Below are 21,105 nucleotides of genomic sequence, written 5' to 3' on the forward strand. Positions count from 1 at the left end.
AAAGCAGGAAGAATCAATGTACATATGGAATACAACAATAATTAAATTGAAACAGAAAGAGGAAATGAAATGAAAAAAGTATGGAAATCAATGGATTATTCATTGTTACTTCCTCTTGTTATCTTATGTGTGCTGGGAGTAATAATGGTATATAGTTCTAGTTCCATTGTTGCAATTTCGAGATTTGATAAACCAGCAAATTTCTTTTTTAAAAGACAATTAATTACTTTAGTTGCTGGGACAATAGTATTAATAATTATTGCTACTATCCCATATAAAGTTTGGAGAAAACGAATTTTTTTGTTGGGGAGTTACGGTGCTAGTGTTGCCTTATTAGCTGCAGCTGCCTTTTTCACTAAGAAAGTAAACGGTGCAAACGGCTGGATATTTGGAATACAGCCTGCAGAATTTGTTAAGATAACAGTTATTCTTGTCTTAGCTCATTTCTTTGCCAAAAGACAAGAAACGAATACACCTGTTTCCAAAGGGTCAGGTCCAGTACTTATTGGTGTTGGTATAATCATGTTTTTAATATTAAAGCAAAATGATTTAGGTACTGATTTGTTAATTGCAGGAACAGTAGGAATTATGTTTCTTTGTTCGGGAGTACAGGTTAACTTATGGATTAAACGAATTGCTTTAACTTCTATAGTATGGATTCCGGCACTATATCTTCTTGGTAATTATGCATTAAATCCATATCAAAAGGCGCGTTTTTCTGTTTTCCTTGATCCGTTTAATGATCCTCAAAAGGATGGGTTTCAATTAGTGAATTCATTTATTGGAATCGCTTCTGGAGGGCTTAATGGTAGAGGATTAGGGAATAGTGTACAAAAATATGGTTATTTACCAGAACCGCAAACGGATTTTATAATGGCAATTATATCTGAAGAACTTGGTTTTATAGGTGTAGCTATCATTTTAATCTGTTTATTACTTATTATTATTCGGTCATTTAGAGTTGCACAAAAATGTACAGATCCATTTGGAAGTTTAATAGCTATCGGAATTGCAAGCTTGTTTGGAGTTCAAACGTTTATTAATGTTGGTGGTATGTCTGGAGTAATACCACTTACAGGAGTACCATTACCGTTTGTCAGCTATGGTGGTAGTTCTTTATTAGCTAATCTACTTGCGATGGGAATACTACTTAATATTGCTAGTCATGTAAAACGAGAAGAAAAACAGCAGAATGAGGTAATGAAAGAAAGAGAACAAAATGGACCACATCTTGTAGTTGTAAAATAAAAAACACATCGTGCTTTAGAGCAGGATGTGTTTTTTATTTTCAAGTAGTTTTAAATATGATGTATTAATTTCTCTTTCAGTTAAAAGATATATCACATTTGTTTAAATGTGATATACAATTAAGTTGTTAGAAAAGGAAGAGGTATGCTATACTATTTTTGTGAAACAAATTGCACAGAAAACTTATCATTTGTTAAAAAATAAGGTATGATGGATAAAAATAAAGTGAAGCTTTCTAAGTATAATATAATGTGGAAAGTGAAGAACTTCACGCTTTTTAAGGTGTGTATATATTTTATCTCTAGAGTGGTAGGAAAGTAGAGGGGGAAAATCATGACAAAGCTGCAACGTATTCAAAAAGTATTGGTAGCTAACCGTGGAGAGATTGCAATTCGTGTGTTTCGAGCTTGTTCGGAACTTGGATTAAAAACAGTTGCAATCTATTCGAAAGAGGATAGTGGTTCTTATCATCGCTATAAAGCCGATGAGTCCTATTTAGTTGGGGAAGGAAAAAAACCAATTGATGCTTATCTAGATATTGAAGGCATTATTGAGATTGCAAAAAGTAATCATGTAGATGCAATCCACCCTGGATATGGTTTCTTGTCAGAAAATATTCAATTCGCGAAACGTTGCGAAGAAGAAGGAATTATCTTTATCGGTCCGAAAAGTAAGCATTTAGATATGTTTGGAGATAAAGTGAAAGCAAGAACACAAGCGCAGCTAGCACAAATTCCAGTTATACCTGGTAGTGATGGTCCAGTAGATTCATTAGAAGAAGTCGAAAAATTTGCTGAAAAGTATGATTACCCGATTATTATTAAAGCGTCCCTTGGTGGTGGCGGTCGTGGTATGCGTATTGTGCGTACTAGTGAGGAATTAGGAGAATCATATAATCGAGCAAAATCAGAAGCGAAAGCAGCCTTTGGTAATGATGAAGTTTACGTCGAAAAATTCGTTGAAAAACCTAAACATATAGAAGTACAAATTTTAGCAGATGAAGAAGGCAATGTTGTTCATTTATACGAGCGTGACTGTTCTGTACAACGTCGTCATCAAAAAGTTGTAGAAATAGCACCGAGTGTATCACTTTCAGATGATCTGCGTCAGCGTATTTGTGATGCTGCTGTGAAGTTAACGAAAAATGTAAACTATTTAAATGCAGGGACAGTAGAATTCCTTGTAAAAGATGATGAGTTTTACTTTATTGAAGTAAATCCACGTGTTCAAGTAGAACATACGATTACAGAGATGATCACAGGAGTCGATATCGTTCAATCACAAATTTTAATAGCTGATGGACATGCATTACATAGTAAAATAGTAGGTGTTCCGAAGCAAGAGGAAGTGGTTGTACACGGATTTGCAATCCAATCTCGTGTAACAACTGAAGACCCACTAAATAATTTTATGCCGGATACAGGAAAAATTATGGCGTATCGATCAGGCGGTGGTTTTGGTGTGCGTCTTGATACAGGAAATAGCTTCCAAGGTGCAGTTATTACACCATACTACGATTCTTTACTTGTAAAAGTTACAACTTGGGCACTTACTTTTGAGCAAGCTGCTGCAAAAATGGAACGTAACTTAAAAGAATTCCGTATTCGTGGTATTAAAACAAATATTCCATTCCTAGAGAATGTAGTAAAACATAAAAACTTCTTATCAGGAGAATATGATACTTCGTTTATTGATGTGTCACCTGAACTATTCTTGTTCCCGAAACGTAAAGACCGCGGAACGAAAATGTTAAATTATATTGGTTCAGTAACAGTAAATGGCTTCCCAGGAGTAGGGAAAAAAGAAAAGCCAATATTCCCAGATGCTCGTATTCCATGTTTAAAACATTCAGAGCCAATCCAAAATGGAACGAAACAAATTTTGGACGAGCGTGGAGCAGATGGATTAGTAAAATGGGTACAGGATCAAAACCGTGTACTTTTAACGGATACAACATTCCGTGATGCACATCAGTCATTACTTGCAACTCGTATTCGTACAAAAGATTTACATCAAATTGCAGAGCCAACAGCAAGAATGTTACCAAACCTATTCTCAGCTGAAATGTGGGGCGGTGCAACGTTTGATGTCGCGTATCGTTTCTTAAAAGAAGATCCATGGGAACGATTACTAGATCTTCGTGAAAAAATGCCGAACGTTTTATTCCAAATGTTACTACGTTCGTCAAACGCAGTTGGCTACAAAAACTATCCAGATAATTTAATTCAAAAATTTGTGGAGTGTTCTGCTCAAGCAGGCATTGATGTGTTCCGTATTTTTGATAGTTTAAACTGGGTAGAAGGTATGAGAGTTGCAATTGATGCTGTACGAGATACTGGTAAAATTGCAGAAGCGACAATGTGCTATACAGGAGATATTCATGATCCATTACGTAGTAAATATGATTTGAATTATTATAAAAACTTAGCAAAAGAGTTGGAAGCATCGGGAGCTCACATTTTAGGTATTAAAGATATGGCTGGCTTACTAAAACCAAACGCAGCATATGATTTAGTTTCAGCATTAAAAGAGACGGTATCGATTCCGATTCACCTGCATACGCACGATACGAGTGGAAATGGTATATTAACGTATACGAAGGCAATTGAAGCAGGGATTGATATTGTCGATGTAGCAGTGAGTTCTATGGCTGGTCAAACGTCACAACCGAGTGCGAACACATTATTCTATGCACTAGGTGGAAATGAAAGACAACCAGATGTTAATATCGATTCTTTAGAAAAGCTATCTCATTATTGGGAAGATGTACGCAAATACTATGCACCGTTTGAAAGTGGTATGAATGCACCTCACACAGAGGTATATATGCATGAAATGCCAGGTGGACAGTATAGTAATCTTCAGCAACAAGCGAAGGCGGTTGGTTTAGGAGATCGCTTTGATGAAGTGAAAGTAATGTACCGTCGTGTGAATGACATGTTTGGAGATATTGTAAAAGTAACACCGTCATCAAAAGTTGTTGGCGATATGGCGTTATTTATGGTTCAAAACCACCTGACAGAACAAGATGTTTTAGAGCGTGGACATGCTTTGGACTTCCCTGGATCTGTTGTTGAAATGTTCTCTGGTGATTTAGGTCAACCGTACGGTGGTTTCCCGAAAGAATTGCAAAAGATTATTTTAAAAGGGAAAGAGCCGTTAACAGTAAGACCAGGTGAACTACTAGAGCCAGTAGATTTCGACGCGTTAAAAGAAGAATTATTCCATAAACTTGGACGCGAAGTAACAATTTTTGATGTAGTTGCATATGCATTATATCCAAAAGTATTTATGGACTATGAAAAAGTTGCTGAGCTTTATGGAAATGTATCTGTACTTGATACACCGACATTCTTCTATGGTATGAGGCTAGGTGAAGAAATTGATGTGGAAATTGAACAAGGTAAGACATTGATGGTTAAACTTGTATCAATTGGAGAACCACAGCCGGATGGAAATCGTGTCCTTTACTTGGAATTTAATGGTCAACCACGTGAAATTGTCGTGAAAGACGAGAGTGTGAAAGCAACAGTTGCACAACGTGTGAAAGGAAACCGTGAAAATCCAAATCACATTAGTGCAACAATGCCAGGAACGGTAATTAAAGTAGTTGTAAAAGAAGGCGATGAAGTGAAAAAAGGCGATTCTATGGCAATTACAGAAGCGATGAAAATGGAAACGACAGTTCAAGCGCCGTTCAATGGTAAAGTGAAAAAAGTATATGTTAACGATGGTGATGCAATTCAAACGGGTGATTTACTTATTGAATTAGATCACTAAAATAAAGAAAAGAGCTGTGTAAATACAGCTCTTTTCTTTATTGCAAAAAATCCCTTGCCGAATTGGCAAGGGATTTTAGTTTTAAATTATTTTGTTTGTTTAGAAGTTGATCCAGCTTCTTTTGCATTCACTTTACTTCTTGTTCCTAACATAACTAAATAGCATAGTACGGCAAACAAGCAAGAAATGAATAGAGAATGTAACAATGCCATTGCTAAACTAGCGTTTGTAAATACAACTAAAATTCCTACTACAGCTTGAAGTGTAACAAGGATAAATGAAATGATCCATCCCCAATATACTACAGGTTGCTGTTTGTAATGACGAATAGCGAGAATCATCGCGTAAAGTATCCAAGCGAAAATTAACATTGCTGCAACTCTATGGCCCATTTGAACCCATTCATGTAGTTGAGTTGGCATAGGTCTGTTTTTGCTACATAAAGGAAAGTCTGGACAGGCTAAGCTAGCTCGTTCGTGACGTACTAAAGCACCTGTGTAGACGACGATATAACTGTAAATTGTTACACCATAAATATGAAATTTCATTTTTTTGTCCATAATAAGAGAACGTGCATCAAATTTTTGGTCAATTTCAAAGATAAGACACGTTAATAAAATGACAGAAGCAAATGAAATTAAGGAAATACCGAAATGGATAGCAAGTACAGCTGGCATTTGTCCCCAAACAACTGCTGCTGCTCCCATTAATGCTTGTGCAACTAAAAATACGAAGGATAAAATTGCTAACGTTTTTGTTTCACGCACATGTTTATAATATTTCCAGGACAAAATACAAAGGAGAGTGACAAGAATTCCAGCTGATCCTGATGTTAATCGGTGGCTAAGTTCAATAATAGTTTCCATTGATAAATTAGATGGAACAAATTCACCGTTACAAAGTGGCCATGATTTACCACAACCTTGACCAGAACCTGTTTTTGTAACTAAAGCGCCTCCTAATAAAACTATTAATAAATCAAGGCTTGTAATGACTGCTAACCATTTAATAAAGCGTTGCAATCTCTTTCACCATCTTTCTGCTATGAAGTTATTGCGAAATATTTTCATTCCATTATGTATAGAATAAAATGCGCTAGTTCCTATGATATATAAAAAATAATAAAATAGCAAAGAAATGGAGGGGAAAGGAAAGGGGGAGAAAATAGGTGTAAAAACAGGGTTCCTAAGGAAAAAATTAGGTGAAAAATAGGCTATTTTGAAAAGAAATGGGGAGAATACGTGTTAAATAGGATAAAATAGTTTATTATAGAAGGTAACATCATGTTATGATAAGGACAAGTCAGAATGAAGTTTTTTATATTCGACACAAAAAGTTCATGTTTTCTTCACAAAATGTTCGGGAAATATGATTTAATATATTGGAGTATGGGCGTAGATTAGTAGTAGAATGGGTTAACAATGTTTCTACTGTAATAATATTGCTATATAGAAGCGAATTATTTCATTTGAAATAGGCGCAAAAAGAAAGATGAAAGTTTTAAGAGGGGGTTAGAGTGATGAACCATGCAACAAGTGAGCTGCATGATGAGTCCGCTGTTACAAGTGTACCGGAAACAACTCGGATACAAGATTTAAAAGCACTCGTTAAAATGGGGATTGTAAACTCAAATACACTTACTGTATTTACAGGATTTTGGTTGGCATTACACTTTAATGGATTAAGTGTAATGGACAATCTGGATAAGTTATTCTTTACAATCGTTGGTTCTGGATTAGTTATGGCAGGGGTATGTTGTTTAAACAACTACATTGATCGAGACATCGATCCATTAATGGAAAGAACAAAGACCCGTCCAACGGTTACTGGAAAGTATAAACCAGGATTTGCACTTACATTTGGACTAGTCATATTACTTCTTGGTTTTGTATTTTTATTATTAACAACACCAATGGCAGTCTTAATGGGATTTATTGGTGCTTTCACATATGTTGTTCTATATAGTTTATGGACAAAGAGAAAGTATACACTAAATACTGTTGTAGGTAGTATATCTGGTGCAGTTCCACCTTTAATTGGATGGGCAGCAATTGATCCATCTTTAGGTCATCCAATTGCTTGGATGTTATTTTTAATTATGTTTATTTGGCAAATCCCACATTTCCTTGCATTAGCGATGAAACGTGTTGATGAATATCGAAATGCAGGAATTCCAATGCTTCCTGTAGTTCATGGATTTGAAATTACGAAACGCCAAATTATGATTTGGACAGTATGTTTATTACCACTACCATTTTATATGAGTGGACTAGGGATAACATTTATGGTAATTGCAACACTGCTTAACATCGGATGGATCGCTTTAGGATTTTATGGATTCCGTAAGAAAGATGACATAAAATGGTCTGTGCAAATGTTTGTTTATTCCCTAAATTATTTAACAATCTTATTTGTATCAATGATTGTAGTTACATTCTTCTAAGACAACGACATAATTGGATTTCTTTACGTTGAGATTTACTTTACTTAACTATAAAGTACAATCTAATTCACAAGGAAAGTGGGGGTTGTTTGTATGAAGAAACAGTGGCGACTGCTTTCGTTCGTTTCACTGCTGGCTTTACTGTTAGGGGGATGCGGTAAAGCCTTTCAATCTACTTTAATTCCGCAAGGAGAAGTAGCAAAAATGCAATATGATTTACTTCTACTGGCAAGTGCAATTATGGTAGGAGTAGTACTAGTAGTTACTATTATTTTCTTGTATGTAATTGTGCGTTTCCGACAAAAGAAAGGTCAGGAAGATTATATTCCAGAGCAAGTTGAAGGAAATCACAAGCTAGAAATTATATGGACAGTTATTCCGATTATTCTTTTACTAATCTTAGCTGTTCCAACGGTTACATATACATTCAAACTTGCTGATGTAAGTGCGATGGAGAAAAAGAATATTGATAAAGATACTATCGTTGTTGATGTAACAGCGAATCTTTATTGGTGGGAATTTTCTTATAAATCAGAAAAGATAGTAACTTCGCAAGATTTAGTCATCCCCACAGGTAAGAAAGTGTATTTAAATTTGAAGGGTGCCGATATTAAACACTCATTTTGGGTTCCATCTTTAGCTGGGAAAATGGATACAAATACAGACAATGTGAACAAAATGTGGTTAAAGGCAGATAAATCGGGCACTTATAATGGTTTTTGTACAGAATTTTGCGGCCCATCACATTCTTTAATGCAATTTAAAGTGAAAGCTTTAGATGAAAGCGAGTACAAAAATTGGCTTGCTGATATGAAGAAGATTGATGGGAAGAAAGAAGTAGCTTCAACAAAGGCGCAAGAGGGCCAAGAAATATTTAATAAAAGCTGTATTGGTTGTCACGCAGTTGGATCTAATGATAGTAGACCACCTTCCGCTCGTATCGCACCAAACTTAGCAAACTTTGCGGATCGCGATATGGTTGCCGGTATTGCCGAAAACAATGAAGAAAACTTAAAAAAATGGCTGAAAGATCCTGAAAATATGAAGCCAGGAAACAAAATGACTGGCAAATATGGCAACTTAACGGATGATCAAATTGATGCATTAAATGCATACTTACAAACGTTAAAAGTTGAAAAGTAAAGAGGGATTATTCGCGAAGGGGAGGTTGAAAACGTGAGTTCTGTAGCAAAAAAACAGGGGATGGGTGCTGTCATATGGGATTATTTAACGACAGTAGACCATAAAAAGATTGCCATTCTCTATTTAATTGCAGGTGGATTGTTTTTTGTAATAGGCGGAATAGAAGCTCTATTTATTCGCCTTCAATTAGCGATTCCTAACAACGCTTTTCTTGTTGGGGATGCTTATAATCAAGTATTAACGATGCACGGTACAACAATGATTTTCCTCGCAGCTATGCCACTCGTGTTTGCATTTATGAACGCCGCTGTACCACTTCAAATTGGTGCACGTGATGTAGCGTTCCCGTTTTTGAATTCACTCGGATTTTGGTTATTTTTCTTTGGTGGAGTATTTTTAAATTTAAGTTGGTTTTTAGGTGGAGCACCTGATGCAGGATGGACATCTTATGCATCTTTAGCTTTAGCCTCTAAAGGTCATGGTGTTGATTTCTATGTACTCGGTTTGCAAATCTCAGGTATTGGTACATTAATTGGAGGGATTAACTTCCTTGTCACCATTATTAATATGCGTGCGCCAGGAATGACGTATATGCGTATGCCGATGTTTACATGGACGACATTTGTAACATCTTCGCTTATATTATTCGCTTTTCCACCGTTAACTGTAGGATTAGGACTTTTAATGTTAGATCGTTTATTTGGAACAAGTTTCTTTAATCCAGCATTGGGTGGGAATACAATTATATGGGAGCATTTATTCTGGATTTTCGGTCATCCAGAAGTATACATTCTTATACTCCCAGCTTTCGGAATATTCTCAGAAATCTTCGCGACATTTTCGAAAAAACGATTGTTTGGTTATTCATCCATGGTGTTTGCGACTGTATTAATTGGATTTTTAGGATTTATGGTATGGGCGCATCATATGTTTACTGTTGGACTTGGTCCAGTTGCTAATGCTATTTTCTCAGTTGCAACAATGGCGATTGCGGTTCCGACTGGTATCAAAATATTCAACTGGCTCTTTACAATGTGGGGCGGAAATATTCGTTTTACGACACCGATGATGTGGGCAGTAGCTTTCATTCCATCATTCGTCATGGGTGGAGTTACAGGGGTTATGCTAGCATCTGCACCAGCTGATTATCAATTTCATGATAATTATTTCGTAGTAGCACATTTTCATTATGTAATCGTTGGCGGTGTTGTATTTGGTTTACTTGCAGGAGCTCATTATTATTGGCCACTGATGTTTAATAAAGTATTAAATGAAACATTAGGAAAGATAACGTTTTGGCTATTCTTTATCGGTTTCCATTTAACGTTCTTTATTCAGCATTTCCTTGGCTTGATTGGTATGCCACGCCGTTACTACACATATCTTGAAGGGCAAGGGTTGGAAATGGGGAATATGATTAGTTCTATCGGAGCGGTGTTTATGGCTCTTGGGACGATTGTTCTTCTATTCAATGTAATTAAAACGACAGTATCAAAAGAAAAAGCTGGTCGTGATCCGTGGGATGCACGTACATTAGAATGGACGATGCCAGCACCGACACCAGAATATAACTTTAAACAACTACCATTTGTTCGCGGATTAGATCCGTTTTGGATTGAAAAACGTGAAGGTAATAAAGAGATGACAGCAGCGGAACCAGTTGGTGATATTCATATGCCAAATCCTTCGTTTTCACCATTTGTCATTTCTTTCGGATTGTTTATAGCGGCATTTGGTGCAATGTATATGCAGGGCGGAAAAGATAAGTTCTGGTTATTAGTAGCAATTATTGGTTTAATCATTACATTTGGCGCAATGTTCCTACGTTCAGTAATCGATGATCATGGATACCATATTCATAAGGAAGATTTAGATGATAAGGGGGGCAAGGCATAATGCATGTAGATGAAAAATTAACGAATGAAACATTTCCAGCAGAGCCTGAAAAAGCAACCCTTGAAGGGAAAAATAAGTTTGTCGGTTTTTGGTTATTTCTTGGAGGCGAAACAGTGTTGTTCGCTTCCTTATTCGGAACATATTTAGCATTAAAGAATTCTACAAATGGTGGACCAACATCTCAAGAAATGTTCCAAATGCCACTCGTTTTCATTATGACGATGCTTTTATTAACGAGTAGCTTAACAAGTGTATATGCGATGTATCACATGAAAAACTTTAACTTTAAGAAAATGCAACTTTGGTTACTAGTAACTGTATTGCTAGGTTTAGGATTTTTAGGGTTTGAGATATATGAGTTTTACCATTATACACATGAATTTAAGCATACTATGAGAAGTAGTGCGTTTGGCTCTGCATTTTATGCTCTTGTTGGTACACATGGACTCCACGTATTGTTTGGGTTGTGTTGGATTTTAACATTAATCTTTAGAAATGCGAAGAGAGGTCTAAATTTATACAATGCACCGAAGTTTTATGTTGCATCGATTTATTGGCACTTTATTGACGTAGTTTGGGTGTTTATTTTCACTGTAGTATATTTAATGGGAATGGTGGGATAAACAATGGCGATAAAGCAAACGAATAATCCTAAAGTTGATCTTGTTTATCGGAAGAGAAAAAGTGCGGAGGAAATGAAGCATCAAGTTATTACGTTTGCATTAATGGTTTTTTTAACATTAGTTGCATTTGTAGCAGTGGCGTATCCAAAAACTTTTAGTCCGACTTTCTCTGTGCCATTTATTTTACTATTAGCAGTGGTACAAGTAATTTTTCAATTGTATTATTTTATGCATATGAGCCATAAAGGACATGAAGCAGCAAGTTTCTTTCTTTACTCTGGCCTGCTAATAGGGTTAATTACAATTTTAGCTTTTATGACAATTGTGTGGATTTGAAAAGTGAAATATAAGGGAGCTTGTGTTGTCACAGCTCCCTCTTCATATTATGGGATAACCTTACGAAGGTAGGTGTGAAAATGAGTAACTTGTGGATATTTGGTTTTCAGGCTTTATGGAGTCCAATTTTTTTATTATTTATGCTTTCGATTCTTATTGGGTACTTCTTAATTATTGGACCTTATAGAATGCGATTTGAAAATGCGACGAAGGTAAGTAAGAAGCAAATTTTTTATTTTATGACTGGTATTGTTCTTTTGTATTTTGTAAAGGGAGGGCCTATTGATTTAATTGGCCATATTATATTTAGTGCTCATATGTTTGAAATGGCAGTCATGTATATTGCAGTTCCACCGTTACTGTTGCTTGGTATACCAACTTGGTTATATCGTTACATTACTTCTTTTAAGTTCGTTCAAATTATATTAAAGGTATTTGCTAAACCACTTATTGCGTTGTTTGTATTTAACGGCCTGTTTTCTTTTTATCATTTACCAGTTGTTTTTGATACGGTAAAACAAAGTCAAATTGCTCATCCTATTTGTCTCGCTATATTGTTTTTTACAGCAATCATGATGTGGTGGCCGATGTTAAATCCATTACCAGAATATCAAACGTTAAGTGATATAAAGAAACTTGGTTACATGTTTGCTAATGGTATATTATTAACGCCAGCTTGTGCGTTAATAATTTTTGCGACAGCCCCGTTATTTGCAACGTATACGGATCCGGCTGCTTGGATGAAAGCGATGGAACTATGTGTACCAGCGGGCACTTTATCAGATTTAAATATAACGGGACCGGAATTTTTGCACTGGATGCCAGTAGTACAAGACCAGCAAACTGGTGGTATCATAATGAAAATTGTCCAGGAAATAGTGTACGGTACAATTATAGGCTATGTATTCTTTAGATGGGCACGTAGAGAACGTGAAAAGGATAAGGAGCAGTTACAACAATTGCCGCCGTATTTACAAACTAAGTAAAAAAAGTGTATGGGATTCCATACGCTTTTTCTTTTTTAGTTTTAGCTTTTTATAAAAGATTGAATTTTCTAATTATTTATGTTAAGTTAGTGTAGGCGTGTACTAAAAGTGGATATAAAATTTACTACTAGCTTTCATACGTAATAATTCCATATGTAGTGCAAGTTTTTTAGAGAGTTACAAATATATATTGTTATCTTTAATAAATACGAACTATTTTAAGGGGGAATTTAAATGGGTAGTAGTGGAAGTATGGTAAAGCCGATTAGTGGTTTTTTGACAGCGCTAATTCAATATCCAGTACCAGTAGTAGAGTCACGTGCAGACATTGATAAACAAATTCAACAAATCATAAAAACAATTCATTCGACCAAATCAGGTTACCCAGGATTAGAATTGATAGTATTTCCTGAATATAGTACACAAGGGCTCAATACAAAAAAATGGACTACAGAAGAATTTTTATGTACAGTGCCTGGGCCAGAAACAGACTTATTTGCTGAGGCATGTAAGGAATCTAAAGTATATGGTGTTTTTTCAATAATGGAAAAAAACCCTGATGGTGGAGAGCCATATAATACAGCAGTTATTATTGATCCACAAGGTGAAATGATTTTGAAGTATCGTAAGCTAAATCCTTGGGTGCCAGTCGAGCCTTGGAAAGCTGGAGATTTAGGCTTACCTGTTTGTGATGGACCTGGAGGAAGTAAATTAGCTGTTTGTATTTGTCATGATGGCATGTTCCCTGAAGTAGCTCGTGAAGCAGCCTATAAAGGTGCAAATGTCTTGATTCGTATTTCTGGGTATAGCACACAAGTTAGTGAACAATGGATGCTAACCAATCGTTCAAATGCATGGCAGAATTTAATGTATACATTGTCGGTAAACTTAGCGGGTTATGATGGTGTATTTTATTACTTTGGTGAAGGACAAGTATGTAATTTTGATGGGACTACTTTAGTACAGGGGCATCGAAATCCTTGGGAGATTGTTACTGCTGAAGTATATCCAGAACTAGCAGATCAGGCTAGATTAGGATGGGGATTAGAAAATAATATATATAATCTAGGTTCAAGAGGATATGTAGCAACTCCTGGTGGGGTGAAAGAAAACCCATATACGTTTGTAAAAGATTTAGCTGAAGGTAAATATAAGGTTCCTTGGGAAGATGAGATTAAAGTAAAAGATGGATCTATTTATGGATATCCAGTAAAAAAAACGATTCATTCTTAGGGAAGGGAAATAAAACAAGCGCATCATATTGATGCGCTTGTTTTTGTTAATCAATAATTTGAAGTTCCTTTAACTCTTTTTCGACATTTTGTAGGAGTTGTTCACTTTTTTGAAGTACATTCGTTGGGAAAGTCTCATCATCGCCATATTCAACGCCGTGAGGATAATAATGTTTTCCTAATAAGGGAGGGAGTAGTTTTACTTCAGCGTGTCTACTGCCGATGTCACCTTCAACAGCAACTCCTTGCACTCGCAAATAATAAACATCATTTAATATTTCAAATTTATAATCGTATGTAACCCGTTCATAATCCCACTGTCCAGCAAGTACGAAGTGGTTGTTTTCCATGATTTCAGTTAAAAGAGTTAATTCAACGACGGCTCCATTAAATTTCGTATTTGTAAATTGCATATAATACCTCCTTTTTTAATGTTACACCATTATTTTTATAATAGTATGAATAATAAGAAAGTGCAATTCATATTGAGAGAAAAGGGATAATCCAGACTTTTTTCACAAAAATATGATATAGTGAAAAGAGTACGGTACACACAAAAAGAAAGAAAAGGATTTGTGTATATCTCAATTTTATGTTTTGTTCAGGAGGTATATCGTTTGAAGAAATTATTGCGTATCGTAATGATTACAATTTTAATTTTAGCTGTTGATTTATACGGGAAATTACTCGTTTCACAATATATATTAACCCCATCTCAATCAAAGCAAGAAAATAAAATTGTGAAAAAGAAAAAGCAAATTAAGGAAGACTCCTCAGACACTGTTTTAAATATGATTGGTGAAGACTCTGAAAATTTATTAGCGAAGTGGGGAGAACCCTCTCGAATAGAGCCATCTGCATACGGATATGAATGGTGGGTATACAATCAGGATTTAACTCAGTATGTTCAATTCGGAGTTTCTGAACGTAAAGTTATAACGGCGTACGCTGCTGGTGAACAAGTTAAGGTTCCACCTTATTATATAAATGAAAAATATGAAGAAGTATATAAAAAAAGTCCGCTTTCGCATGAAATTTCATTAAAAAGAGGGAAAAATAGTTATCAATTTGAACTATCTGATACCGAAGTCATGGAACAACCGTTAATACCTGTAGAAGATGGATGGGCGCAATTGTATTTTGATCAATTTACACATGAGCTTGTGGGTGTTCGTTATATGGATGATGAAACTTTATTACGCCAAAGACCGTATCAGCTCGTTTATTCAGGTGAATTAATAGCAGAACAACCATTGACTCCAGAAAAGATAAAACAAGTAGAAAATGGGAATATGCAACAAATTTTTGATTTAACAAATATCATTCGAAGTCGTCATAAATTACCATTATTAACATGGGATCAGGAAACGGCAGATGTTGCTGTTGGTCACAGTAAAGATATGAAAGACAATAATTATTTTTCTCATGACTCACCTACATTAGGTACGCTAGGAGATCGTTTGCAGCGCGGGAAAGTAGGATTTCAACTTGCTGGTGAGAACATAGCGGCGCAACATAGTGATGGAATTGCGGCAGTGCAAGGTTGGTTAAATAGTGAGGGGCATAGAAAGAATTTATTAAATGAACAATTTACAGGATTAGGTGTTGGTGTATACGATAAATTTTATACACAAAACTTTATTCGAAAATAAAGCGAAACTGTAAGCAATGGGGTGTTACATCACCTAATTAGTTACTTCGTATTCACTGAATTGTAGGTGGGAATCTGACCGTATGCAAATAGCAGAAAAAAAGGTGCATGAATCGTCTAAAAATAGGCGAACCATGCGCCTTTTTTTTCTTACTATATAGTAGATATACATGGAGAGGTGAGGATTATGCCAACAACAAAAGGGCCGTTACATCCATCGGTTCAACAGTTTAAAGAATTTGTAAACCATCACCCTAAAATGGTTCATGAGGTTAGAAGTGGTCACAAAACTTGGCAACAATTTTATGAAGAATGGTACTTACTTGGTGAAGAAGATCCAATATGGGCAACTTATAGACCGGATGGAGCGCCTGCGTTTTCTTCGGTAAAAGAAAATAAAAAAGAAAAAGATAATCGAACTGAAGAGGAAAAAACTGCTGATGTGATGGGGCAAATGCTTTCTTTTTTTAAAAAGTTGGACGTGGAACAAATGCAGAACCATTTAGCTAATGTGACGAGTGCTATTGGGAGCGTGCAACAAGTTATTCAGCAATTTCAAGGTAACCGTACGCAGCAAGAACAAAGTACTTCAGAAAATAACCCGTTTTTCTTTCAAAAGGATTAGGGGGAAAGATGATGAGAGCAGAAATTATGGAGTTTATAAAGGCTGATGAGGATTTATCTCGCTATATTAGAGAGCAACCGTACTGGTATAGAAAATTAACACGAAATCCTGAAGAAAAAGAGGCTTTTGAGTTAGCGGCGATGCAACATTTCAAAAAAACAATACCAGATAAAGTGGAAAAATTTCAAAATCAATTGGCTGTTGCTTCGATCATGATTGATATGTTTCAGTATATGAAGCAACAAAATGCAACCTAATTACAAGTGAAAAATATGTCCGTCATGCAGAACTTTTGTTACAATAGAGATTGATTATTTAAAAAGGAGTTGCAGCATGACGGAAATTTGTTTAGTACGACATGGACAAACTGATTGGAATTTTCAAGAAATTATTCAGGGGCGAGAAGATATTCCGCTTAATGAAGTTGGTAAGAAGCAAGCGAGTCAAAGTGCAGCTGCTTTACAAGAAGAAACGTGGGATATCATTATAAGTAGCCCGTTAATTAGAGCGCAAGAAACGGCTAATGAAATCGCAAAGGCGGCTGGATTACAATCGATTTTATTAGATGATCGATTTGTTGAACGGAATTTTGGAGAAGCTTCAGGGAAGCCAGTTGCGACTGTTAGAGAGTTGATTGCTGAGGGTAAAGTAGAAGGTATGGAGCAAGATGAAGAGATTGTAGCTCGTTGCTTTGCTGCTTTAGAAGATGTTGCAACAACTCATTTTGGCAAACGTATTATTATTGTTGCTCACTCACACGCGATAAAAGCAATTTTACATGCCATTAAACCAGATGAAATTACATTTAAGACACCATTAAAAAATGCGTGTATTAGTTATGTGAAACAAAATAGTGGGAAATGGGATGTTCTTAAATATAATATAGCGGAACATATTAATGTATAAGTGTGTACGGATATAGTGTGAAAATAGTTTCATTATATCTTTCTTTTGAGTAAGTCACTTCAATTAGTAGTTCTAATCTAAATGTGGTATGATGGATACTCGGAGGTGTCTCTCATGATTGTAGCGACGCTAGAAAGCGTATTAATATTAGATAAGGCAGAGCAGCTTGCAAAAGCGATTATCTGTTCAGATATAGCAGAAGATTATCGTAAGTATTATAGAGAATTACATGAAGATATGGAACTTCAGACGTTAATTCAGCAATTTACAGCGATGAAAGAACGGTATGAGGAAGTACAGCGTTTTGGAAAATACCATCCTGACTACACTACCGTATCGATGAAAATGAGAGAATTAAAGCGTTCTGTGGACTTACATGATAAGGTTGCAGCTTTTAAAAGAGCAGAAACTGCTTTGCAGAAGTTATTAGATGAAGTTAGTGTAGCAATCGGTTCGGAAGTGTCTTCTTCCATTAAAGTGCCAACAGGGAATCCATTCTTTGATGCTGGTGGCTGTGGTGGAGGTTGTGGTACTGGCGGAGGTTGTGGTTGTAAAAAAACGGGGTGATGTACCCCGTTTTTTAGAAGTTGGAAGGAAACGTATACAGAGTTTGTCCTGTAATGTTATAAATTTCTGATTGGTTTTCATAGAATATAAAATATATGTTTTTAAAAGGAGAAGATGGAGAAGATTATGTTCGGGCAACGACAAAGTATGATTGTTTATTTACATTCATTGAAACATGCCAAGATTTTAAGGAAATATGGTAACATACATTACATATCAAAACGATTAAAATATGCTGTAGTATATTGTGACATGGAACAAATTGAGCATATGATGCATAAATTGAACAAACTTCCTTTTGTGAAAAAGATAGAACAGTCGTATCGCCCGTATTTAAAAACGGAATTTGAAAATTCCCGTCCTGATCGAGCAAAAGAATACGATTATAGCTAATAGAAAAAATCCCCTGCTAAATTTAGCGGGGGATTTTTTAATTGAAATAAAGTGTTATTTCATCGGAGGAATGAAATTGTTCATTCGTAAAATACCAATTAAATGATTAAAAAATAGTTCTTTTTCTGGGAAAGTTGTAGATGGCTTTACAGTAAAAGTAGCCACTTTTTTTCCGAGTTGCTCTGCCGTTTCTTCAAATAAAATGACACGTTTACTTTTTTTATTTTCAAATACAGGAATGCCTTCACGACATATGTATAATGGTTGGAAATCACCAGTAGTAGTTGGTTTTAATATTACAACAAGCGAACACACTTTTTTATCGTTTTTTATCGTTTCAAATTGTAACATATGTGCTATACGTTCTTGATTTGTTTTGGCAATTTCAAGTAATTCATATAAATCAGAGTAGCCTTCTCCGAGTTCTATAAAGCGTTGAATCATATTTTTTCCTCCTCTTTCTTTTACTGTACCATTTCACTTTTTAAATGAAAAGCACACAAAGAAAAAAAACCCTGCATAGCAGGGCCCTTCTTATACTAGCATGTACTAGTAAGAAGGCAAAGGGAGAGGAGAAACCGGAGGAAGAACTTATGGGGAAACGTAAGTCTTCTCCGCGGTTGGCAACAACATCGAAGGTGATGTTGTTATAATTATTTATGTCCAATCTAAATGAAGATATACATAATGAAATTAAATTTTATGTCAGGCTTTTTATTTTTCTTTTTTTTATTTTGTGATAGGATAAAAAAGATAAAGTGGAACTAATATACATATTGGATTCATATTAGTGAATGATGAGATGAATACATAAAAATAATGAGTGGTTATTTGATGCTGAGTTTTCTAATATTTTGGTGAATGTAATTTGTTAACGGTTACCGAAGTGGGAATGGCTTTCTATAATCGCTCGATAGATTGAAATAAAGGTAGTGACAACAGATGAGAGTAGTTTCAGGAAAATGTAAAGGACACCCACTTAAAGCGGTTCCTGGTAATACAACACGTCCAACGACAGATAAAGTAAAAGAATCTATTTTTAATATGATAGGTCCTTATTTTGATGGTGGTATCGCCCTTGATTTATTTGGTGGTAGTGGTGGCCTTGGAATTGAGGCTTTGAGCAGAGGGATCGATAAAGCGATTTTTGTTGATAGGGATAGTAAAGCGATAAAAGTAATTCATCAAAATTTAGAAAGTTGTAGAATACAGGAACAAGCTGAAGTATATCGAAATGATGCGGAACGTGCAGTAAAGGCGCTTATAAAACGTGAAATGTCATTCGATCTTATATTAATAGACCCACCATATAAAGAGCAAAAAATTGTATCTTTAATTAGTGTAATGGATCAACATGGATTGCTACATAGTGATGGATTAATTATGGCAGAGCATGGTAATGATGTGGTTTTACCTGATTCAATAGGAAAGCTTGTAAAAGTACGAGCTGAGAATTATGGGATTACTGCAATATCGATTTATAAGTATGAAGGTGAGGGGACAGAATGACAAGTATAGCTATTTCTTCAGGAAGTTTTGATCCAATTACCCTTGGGCATCTGGATATTATTAAAAGGGGAGCAAAAGTATTTGATGAGGTGTACGTAGTCGTTTTAAACAATTCATCTAAAAAACCATTCTTTTCAGTTGAAGAGCGATTAGAACTAATTCGAGAAGCGACAAAGGATATCCCGAATGTAAAAGTAGATTCGCATAGTGGGCTGTTAGTAGAGTATGCAAAAATGCGTAATGCAAATGCAATATTACGTGGTTTACGAGCAGTTTCTGATTTTGAATATGAGATGCAAATTACTTCTATGAATCGAAAATTAGATGAAAATATTGAAACATTTTTTATTATGACAAACAACCAATATTCATTTTTAAGCTCGAGTATTGTGAAAGAAGTTGCGAGGTATGGAGGAAGTGTAGTAGATCTTGTGCCTCCTATTGTAGAGCGTGCTTTAAAAGAAAAGTTTCAAACCCCGTTAAAGTGAACGGGGTTTTTCTTTATACGTGCGAAAAAATAATAAAATAACATATAAATATAGACAAAATAATGTGAAAATTGGTCCGTAATGTATAAAAGATGTCCAAATTTCATGTAGTATAGAAGGATGCTTGGATAAAAATACAGGAATATCTTTTTGCATAGGTGAGAAAGAACTTACTTTCTCATAAAATGGTGTCCAAAATATAAATGTAAAAATAGGGGCAAGAATACTTTGAATAATTCGTGCGAAAAAATAGGGTTTAAATCGGATGTCTGTTTCAGCTAATATGCTAGCAACTTGTGCCTGAATAGAAAGACCGCTAAATGCTAAAATGAAGCTTGTTACCATAGCTTGTTGTAAGAGGGGTGTTTCATTTATTTGACTAATCATTTGGCTTCCGAGTGTCATTTCGAAAACACCTGATAATATAGGTATACTAAAATCTGTACTTAGTTGGAAGAATGATAAAATATGTTGCATAATAAAAGAAAGAGCTGCTGTAATGTGGAATACAGTAATCATTTTATTTAACACAGAGAATAAAATAATAAATCCGCCAATCATAAGTAATGTTTGAATAGAAGAAACGATAGCATCCCCAAGTAATTTACCGATTGGTCTTTTTTCTTGTAAGCGTGTCTCGTGAAGAATTAAAAAAGGGTTTTGAAAGCGGCGTTTTTTTGTAGTGTGTGTATTATTTTTGTAAGCGGTATTATGGCCGTAAAAACGCATAATTAATCCGACAGCAAAGTTACTTAAATAATGGGCAGCCGCTAATATAATCCCTAATTTCGGATTATTAAAAAAACCGATAGACACAGCACCGAAAATAAAAAGTGGATTAGAAGAATTTGTGAAAGAAACGAGGCGCTCCGCTTCAATCTGAGTTAAAAGGTTGCTTTTTCGTAGTCTAGCGCTTAGTTTGGCGCCTGCAGGGAAACCTGAAGCCATTCCCATTGCCCAAACGAATCCACCTATCCCTGGAACGCGAAAAAGTGGGCGCATGAGTGGTTCTAATATAACGCCAATAAATTTTACAACACCGATACTAATTAGAAGTTCCGCAATGATGAAAAACGGTAGTAGTGAAGGGAATACAACTTCCCACCATATATTTAACCCGCGAATAGAAGCTTGTAAAGCGGCTTGGGGGTGGAATACAAGAGAAAAGGTTAAAAAAAGCGTTGATATGGTAAGGAAAGCGGTTTTCCATTTTTCATACATGTAAGTAAATCCCCCTTTGTCCCAAAAAACGTTCATTTCAGTATACGTGGATACGTAG

The 21,105-nt window shown here is 35.5% G+C and carries 21 protein-coding genes; 17 read left to right on the forward strand and 4 right to left on the reverse strand.

Going from position 1 to position 21,105, the window contains the following annotated elements; genetic code table 11:
- Positions 1–69 precede the first annotated feature (69 nt).
- Both H6481_RS02445 and pyc read left to right on the forward strand, forming a co-directional pair.
- Positions 70–1,248 carry an FtsW/RodA/SpoVE family cell cycle protein gene (locus tag H6481_RS02445; RefSeq protein ID WP_182810995.1) on the forward strand — a complete coding sequence of 393 codons (1,179 nt, stop codon included), beginning with the start codon at positions 70–72 and terminating at the stop codon, positions 1,246–1,248.
- 333 nt (positions 1,249–1,581) lie between these two features.
- The gene (pyc, locus tag H6481_RS02450; protein ID WP_078993999.1) at positions 1,582–5,028 is read left to right on the forward strand and encodes a pyruvate carboxylase; all 3,447 of its coding nucleotides are present in this window, start codon (positions 1,582–1,584) and stop codon (positions 5,026–5,028) included.
- An 86-nt stretch (positions 5,029–5,114) separates the two neighbouring features.
- Here pyc and ctaA read toward each other — a convergent pair whose 3' ends face one another.
- The gene (gene ctaA / locus H6481_RS02455) at positions 5,115–6,050 is read right to left on the reverse strand and encodes a heme A synthase (RefSeq protein ID WP_001188740.1); all 936 of its coding nucleotides are present in this window, start codon (positions 6,048–6,050) and stop codon (positions 5,115–5,117) included.
- A gap of 497 nt (positions 6,051–6,547) precedes the next feature.
- Here ctaA and ctaB point away from each other — a divergent pair, with 497 nt between their 5' ends.
- The 7 genes from ctaB (at position 6,548) to H6481_RS02490 (ending at position 13,688) form a co-directional block, all read left to right on the forward strand.
- Entirely contained in the window at positions 6,548–7,471 is a 924-nt protein-coding gene (gene ctaB / locus H6481_RS02460) for a protoheme IX farnesyltransferase (RefSeq protein ID WP_001015053.1), read from the forward strand.
- Between the two features lie 93 nt (positions 7,472–7,564).
- Positions 7,565–8,614: a cytochrome c oxidase subunit II gene (coxB, locus tag H6481_RS02465; protein WP_000745273.1), complete on the forward strand. Its 1,050-nt coding sequence runs from the start codon at positions 7,565–7,567 to the stop codon at positions 8,612–8,614.
- Between the two features lie 60 nt (positions 8,615–8,674).
- Positions 8,675–10,510 (forward strand): cytochrome c oxidase subunit I, encoded by a 1,836-nt coding sequence (gene ctaD, locus H6481_RS02470; protein ID WP_153596374.1) that lies wholly within the window; start codon positions 8,675–8,677, stop codon positions 10,508–10,510.
- Entirely contained in the window at positions 10,510–11,133 is a 624-nt protein-coding gene (gene ctaE, locus H6481_RS02475; RefSeq protein ID WP_000557861.1) for a cytochrome c oxidase subunit III, read from the forward strand. The genes ctaD and ctaE overlap by 1 nt, the downstream gene beginning before the upstream one ends.
- 3 nt (positions 11,134–11,136) lie before the next feature.
- Positions 11,137–11,469 (forward strand): cytochrome c oxidase subunit IVB, encoded by a 333-nt coding sequence (ctaF, locus tag H6481_RS02480; protein WP_182810998.1) that lies wholly within the window; start codon positions 11,137–11,139, stop codon positions 11,467–11,469.
- 80 nt (positions 11,470–11,549) lie between these two features.
- Positions 11,550–12,455, forward strand: coding sequence for a cytochrome c oxidase assembly factor CtaG (gene ctaG, locus H6481_RS02485; protein WP_098256507.1), 906 nt, complete (start codon positions 11,550–11,552; stop codon positions 12,453–12,455).
- Positions 12,456–12,689: 234 nt separating this feature from the next.
- Entirely contained in the window at positions 12,690–13,688 is a 999-nt protein-coding gene (locus H6481_RS02490) for a formamidase (RefSeq protein WP_000535802.1), read from the forward strand.
- Positions 13,689–13,734: 46 nt separating this feature from the next.
- On the opposite strand, the gene H6481_RS02495 is transcribed toward H6481_RS02490, so the two are convergent.
- Complete coding sequence (locus H6481_RS02495) at positions 13,735–14,100, reverse strand: YugN family protein (protein WP_001160949.1); 366 nt, start codon at positions 14,098–14,100, stop codon at positions 13,735–13,737.
- 204 nt (positions 14,101–14,304) lie between these two features.
- Between H6481_RS02495 and H6481_RS02500 the strand changes: the two genes are divergently transcribed.
- The 6 genes from H6481_RS02500 to H6481_RS02525 all read left to right on the forward strand — a co-directional run bounded on the left by H6481_RS02500 (position 14,305) and on the right by H6481_RS02525 (position 17,829).
- A complete protein-coding gene (locus H6481_RS02500) occupies positions 14,305–15,339 on the forward strand; it encodes a CAP domain-containing protein (protein WP_000735387.1) in 1,035 nt (344 codons plus the stop codon).
- A gap of 186 nt (positions 15,340–15,525) precedes the next feature.
- Complete coding sequence (locus tag H6481_RS02505; protein WP_001143346.1) at positions 15,526–15,963, forward strand: YlbD family protein; 438 nt, start codon at positions 15,526–15,528, stop codon at positions 15,961–15,963.
- A gap of 11 nt (positions 15,964–15,974) precedes the next feature.
- The gene (locus H6481_RS02510) at positions 15,975–16,220 is read left to right on the forward strand and encodes a YlbE-like family protein (protein ID WP_001200990.1); all 246 of its coding nucleotides are present in this window, start codon (positions 15,975–15,977) and stop codon (positions 16,218–16,220) included.
- A 76-nt stretch (positions 16,221–16,296) separates the two neighbouring features.
- Entirely contained in the window at positions 16,297–16,869 is a 573-nt protein-coding gene (locus H6481_RS02515; protein WP_098256509.1) for a histidine phosphatase family protein, read from the forward strand.
- A 114-nt stretch (positions 16,870–16,983) separates the two neighbouring features.
- On the forward strand, positions 16,984–17,436 hold the full coding sequence (locus tag H6481_RS02520) for a YlbF family regulator (protein WP_000634366.1): 453 nt from the start codon (positions 16,984–16,986) through the stop codon (positions 17,434–17,436).
- Between the two features lie 126 nt (positions 17,437–17,562).
- The gene (locus tag H6481_RS02525) at positions 17,563–17,829 is read left to right on the forward strand and encodes a YlbG family protein (RefSeq protein ID WP_002082261.1); all 267 of its coding nucleotides are present in this window, start codon (positions 17,563–17,565) and stop codon (positions 17,827–17,829) included.
- Positions 17,830–17,883: 54 nt separating this feature from the next.
- Here H6481_RS02525 and H6481_RS02530 read toward each other — a convergent pair whose 3' ends face one another.
- Complete coding sequence (locus H6481_RS02530; RefSeq protein ID WP_000616017.1) at positions 17,884–18,273, reverse strand: hypothetical protein; 390 nt, start codon at positions 18,271–18,273, stop codon at positions 17,884–17,886.
- A 498-nt stretch (positions 18,274–18,771) separates the two neighbouring features.
- Between H6481_RS02530 and rsmD the strand changes: the two genes are divergently transcribed.
- The gene (rsmD, locus tag H6481_RS02535) at positions 18,772–19,338 is read left to right on the forward strand and encodes a 16S rRNA (guanine(966)-N(2))-methyltransferase RsmD (protein ID WP_001266976.1); all 567 of its coding nucleotides are present in this window, start codon (positions 18,772–18,774) and stop codon (positions 19,336–19,338) included.
- Positions 19,335–19,826 carry a pantetheine-phosphate adenylyltransferase gene (gene coaD / locus H6481_RS02540; protein ID WP_000200601.1) on the forward strand — a complete coding sequence of 164 codons (492 nt, stop codon included), beginning with the start codon at positions 19,335–19,337 and terminating at the stop codon, positions 19,824–19,826. Before rsmD ends, coaD begins: the two co-directional genes overlap by 4 nt.
- On the opposite strand, the gene ylbJ is transcribed toward coaD, so the two are convergent.
- Positions 19,818–21,047 (reverse strand): sporulation integral membrane protein YlbJ, encoded by a 1,230-nt coding sequence (gene ylbJ, locus H6481_RS02545; RefSeq protein ID WP_000273075.1) that lies wholly within the window; start codon positions 21,045–21,047, stop codon positions 19,818–19,820. The genes coaD and ylbJ overlap by 9 nt on opposite strands.
- Positions 21,048–21,105 lie beyond the last annotated feature (58 nt).

Origin of the sequence: Bacillus sp. ME78, from assembly GCF_903970865.1 — a bacterium.
GTDB classification, from domain to species: Bacteria; Bacillota; Bacilli; order Bacillales; family Bacillaceae_G; genus Bacillus_A; species Bacillus_A cereus.

Bases quoted from the DNA above. Each gene is read 5' to 3' on its own strand.
- H6481_RS02445 (WP_182810995.1), top strand. From the start codon at position 70: ATGAAAAAAGTATGGAAATCAATGGATTATTCATTGTTACTTCCTCTT.
- pyc (WP_078993999.1), top strand. From the start codon at position 1,582: ATGACAAAGCTGCAACGTATTCAAAAAGTATTGGTAGCTAACCGTGGA.
- ctaB (WP_001015053.1), top strand. From the start codon at position 6,548: ATGAACCATGCAACAAGTGAGCTGCATGATGAGTCCGCTGTTACAAGT.
- coxB (WP_000745273.1), top strand. From the start codon at position 7,565: ATGAAGAAACAGTGGCGACTGCTTTCGTTCGTTTCACTGCTGGCTTTA.
- ctaD (WP_153596374.1), top strand. From the start codon at position 8,675: ATGGGTGCTGTCATATGGGATTATTTAACGACAGTAGACCATAAAAAG.
- ctaE (WP_000557861.1), top strand. From the start codon at position 10,510: ATGCATGTAGATGAAAAATTAACGAATGAAACATTTCCAGCAGAGCCT.
- ctaF (WP_182810998.1), top strand. From the start codon at position 11,137: ATGGCGATAAAGCAAACGAATAATCCTAAAGTTGATCTTGTTTATCGG.
- ctaG (WP_098256507.1), top strand. From the start codon at position 11,550: ATGAGTAACTTGTGGATATTTGGTTTTCAGGCTTTATGGAGTCCAATT.
- H6481_RS02490 (WP_000535802.1), top strand. From the start codon at position 12,690: ATGGGTAGTAGTGGAAGTATGGTAAAGCCGATTAGTGGTTTTTTGACA.
- H6481_RS02495 (WP_001160949.1), bottom strand. From the start codon at position 14,100: ATGCAATTTACAAATACGAAATTTAATGGAGCCGTCGTTGAATTAACT.
- H6481_RS02505 (WP_001143346.1), top strand. From the start codon at position 15,526: ATGCCAACAACAAAAGGGCCGTTACATCCATCGGTTCAACAGTTTAAA.
- H6481_RS02510 (WP_001200990.1), top strand. From the start codon at position 15,975: ATGAGAGCAGAAATTATGGAGTTTATAAAGGCTGATGAGGATTTATCT.
- H6481_RS02515 (WP_098256509.1), top strand. From the start codon at position 16,297: ATGACGGAAATTTGTTTAGTACGACATGGACAAACTGATTGGAATTTT.
- H6481_RS02520 (WP_000634366.1), top strand. From the start codon at position 16,984: ATGATTGTAGCGACGCTAGAAAGCGTATTAATATTAGATAAGGCAGAG.
- H6481_RS02525 (WP_002082261.1), top strand. From the start codon at position 17,563: ATGTTCGGGCAACGACAAAGTATGATTGTTTATTTACATTCATTGAAA.
- H6481_RS02530 (WP_000616017.1), bottom strand. From the start codon at position 18,273: ATGATTCAACGCTTTATAGAACTCGGAGAAGGCTACTCTGATTTATAT.
- rsmD (WP_001266976.1), top strand. From the start codon at position 18,772: ATGAGAGTAGTTTCAGGAAAATGTAAAGGACACCCACTTAAAGCGGTT.
- coaD (WP_000200601.1), top strand. From the start codon at position 19,335: ATGACAAGTATAGCTATTTCTTCAGGAAGTTTTGATCCAATTACCCTT.
- ylbJ (WP_000273075.1), bottom strand. From the start codon at position 21,047: ATGTATGAAAAATGGAAAACCGCTTTCCTTACCATATCAACGCTTTTT.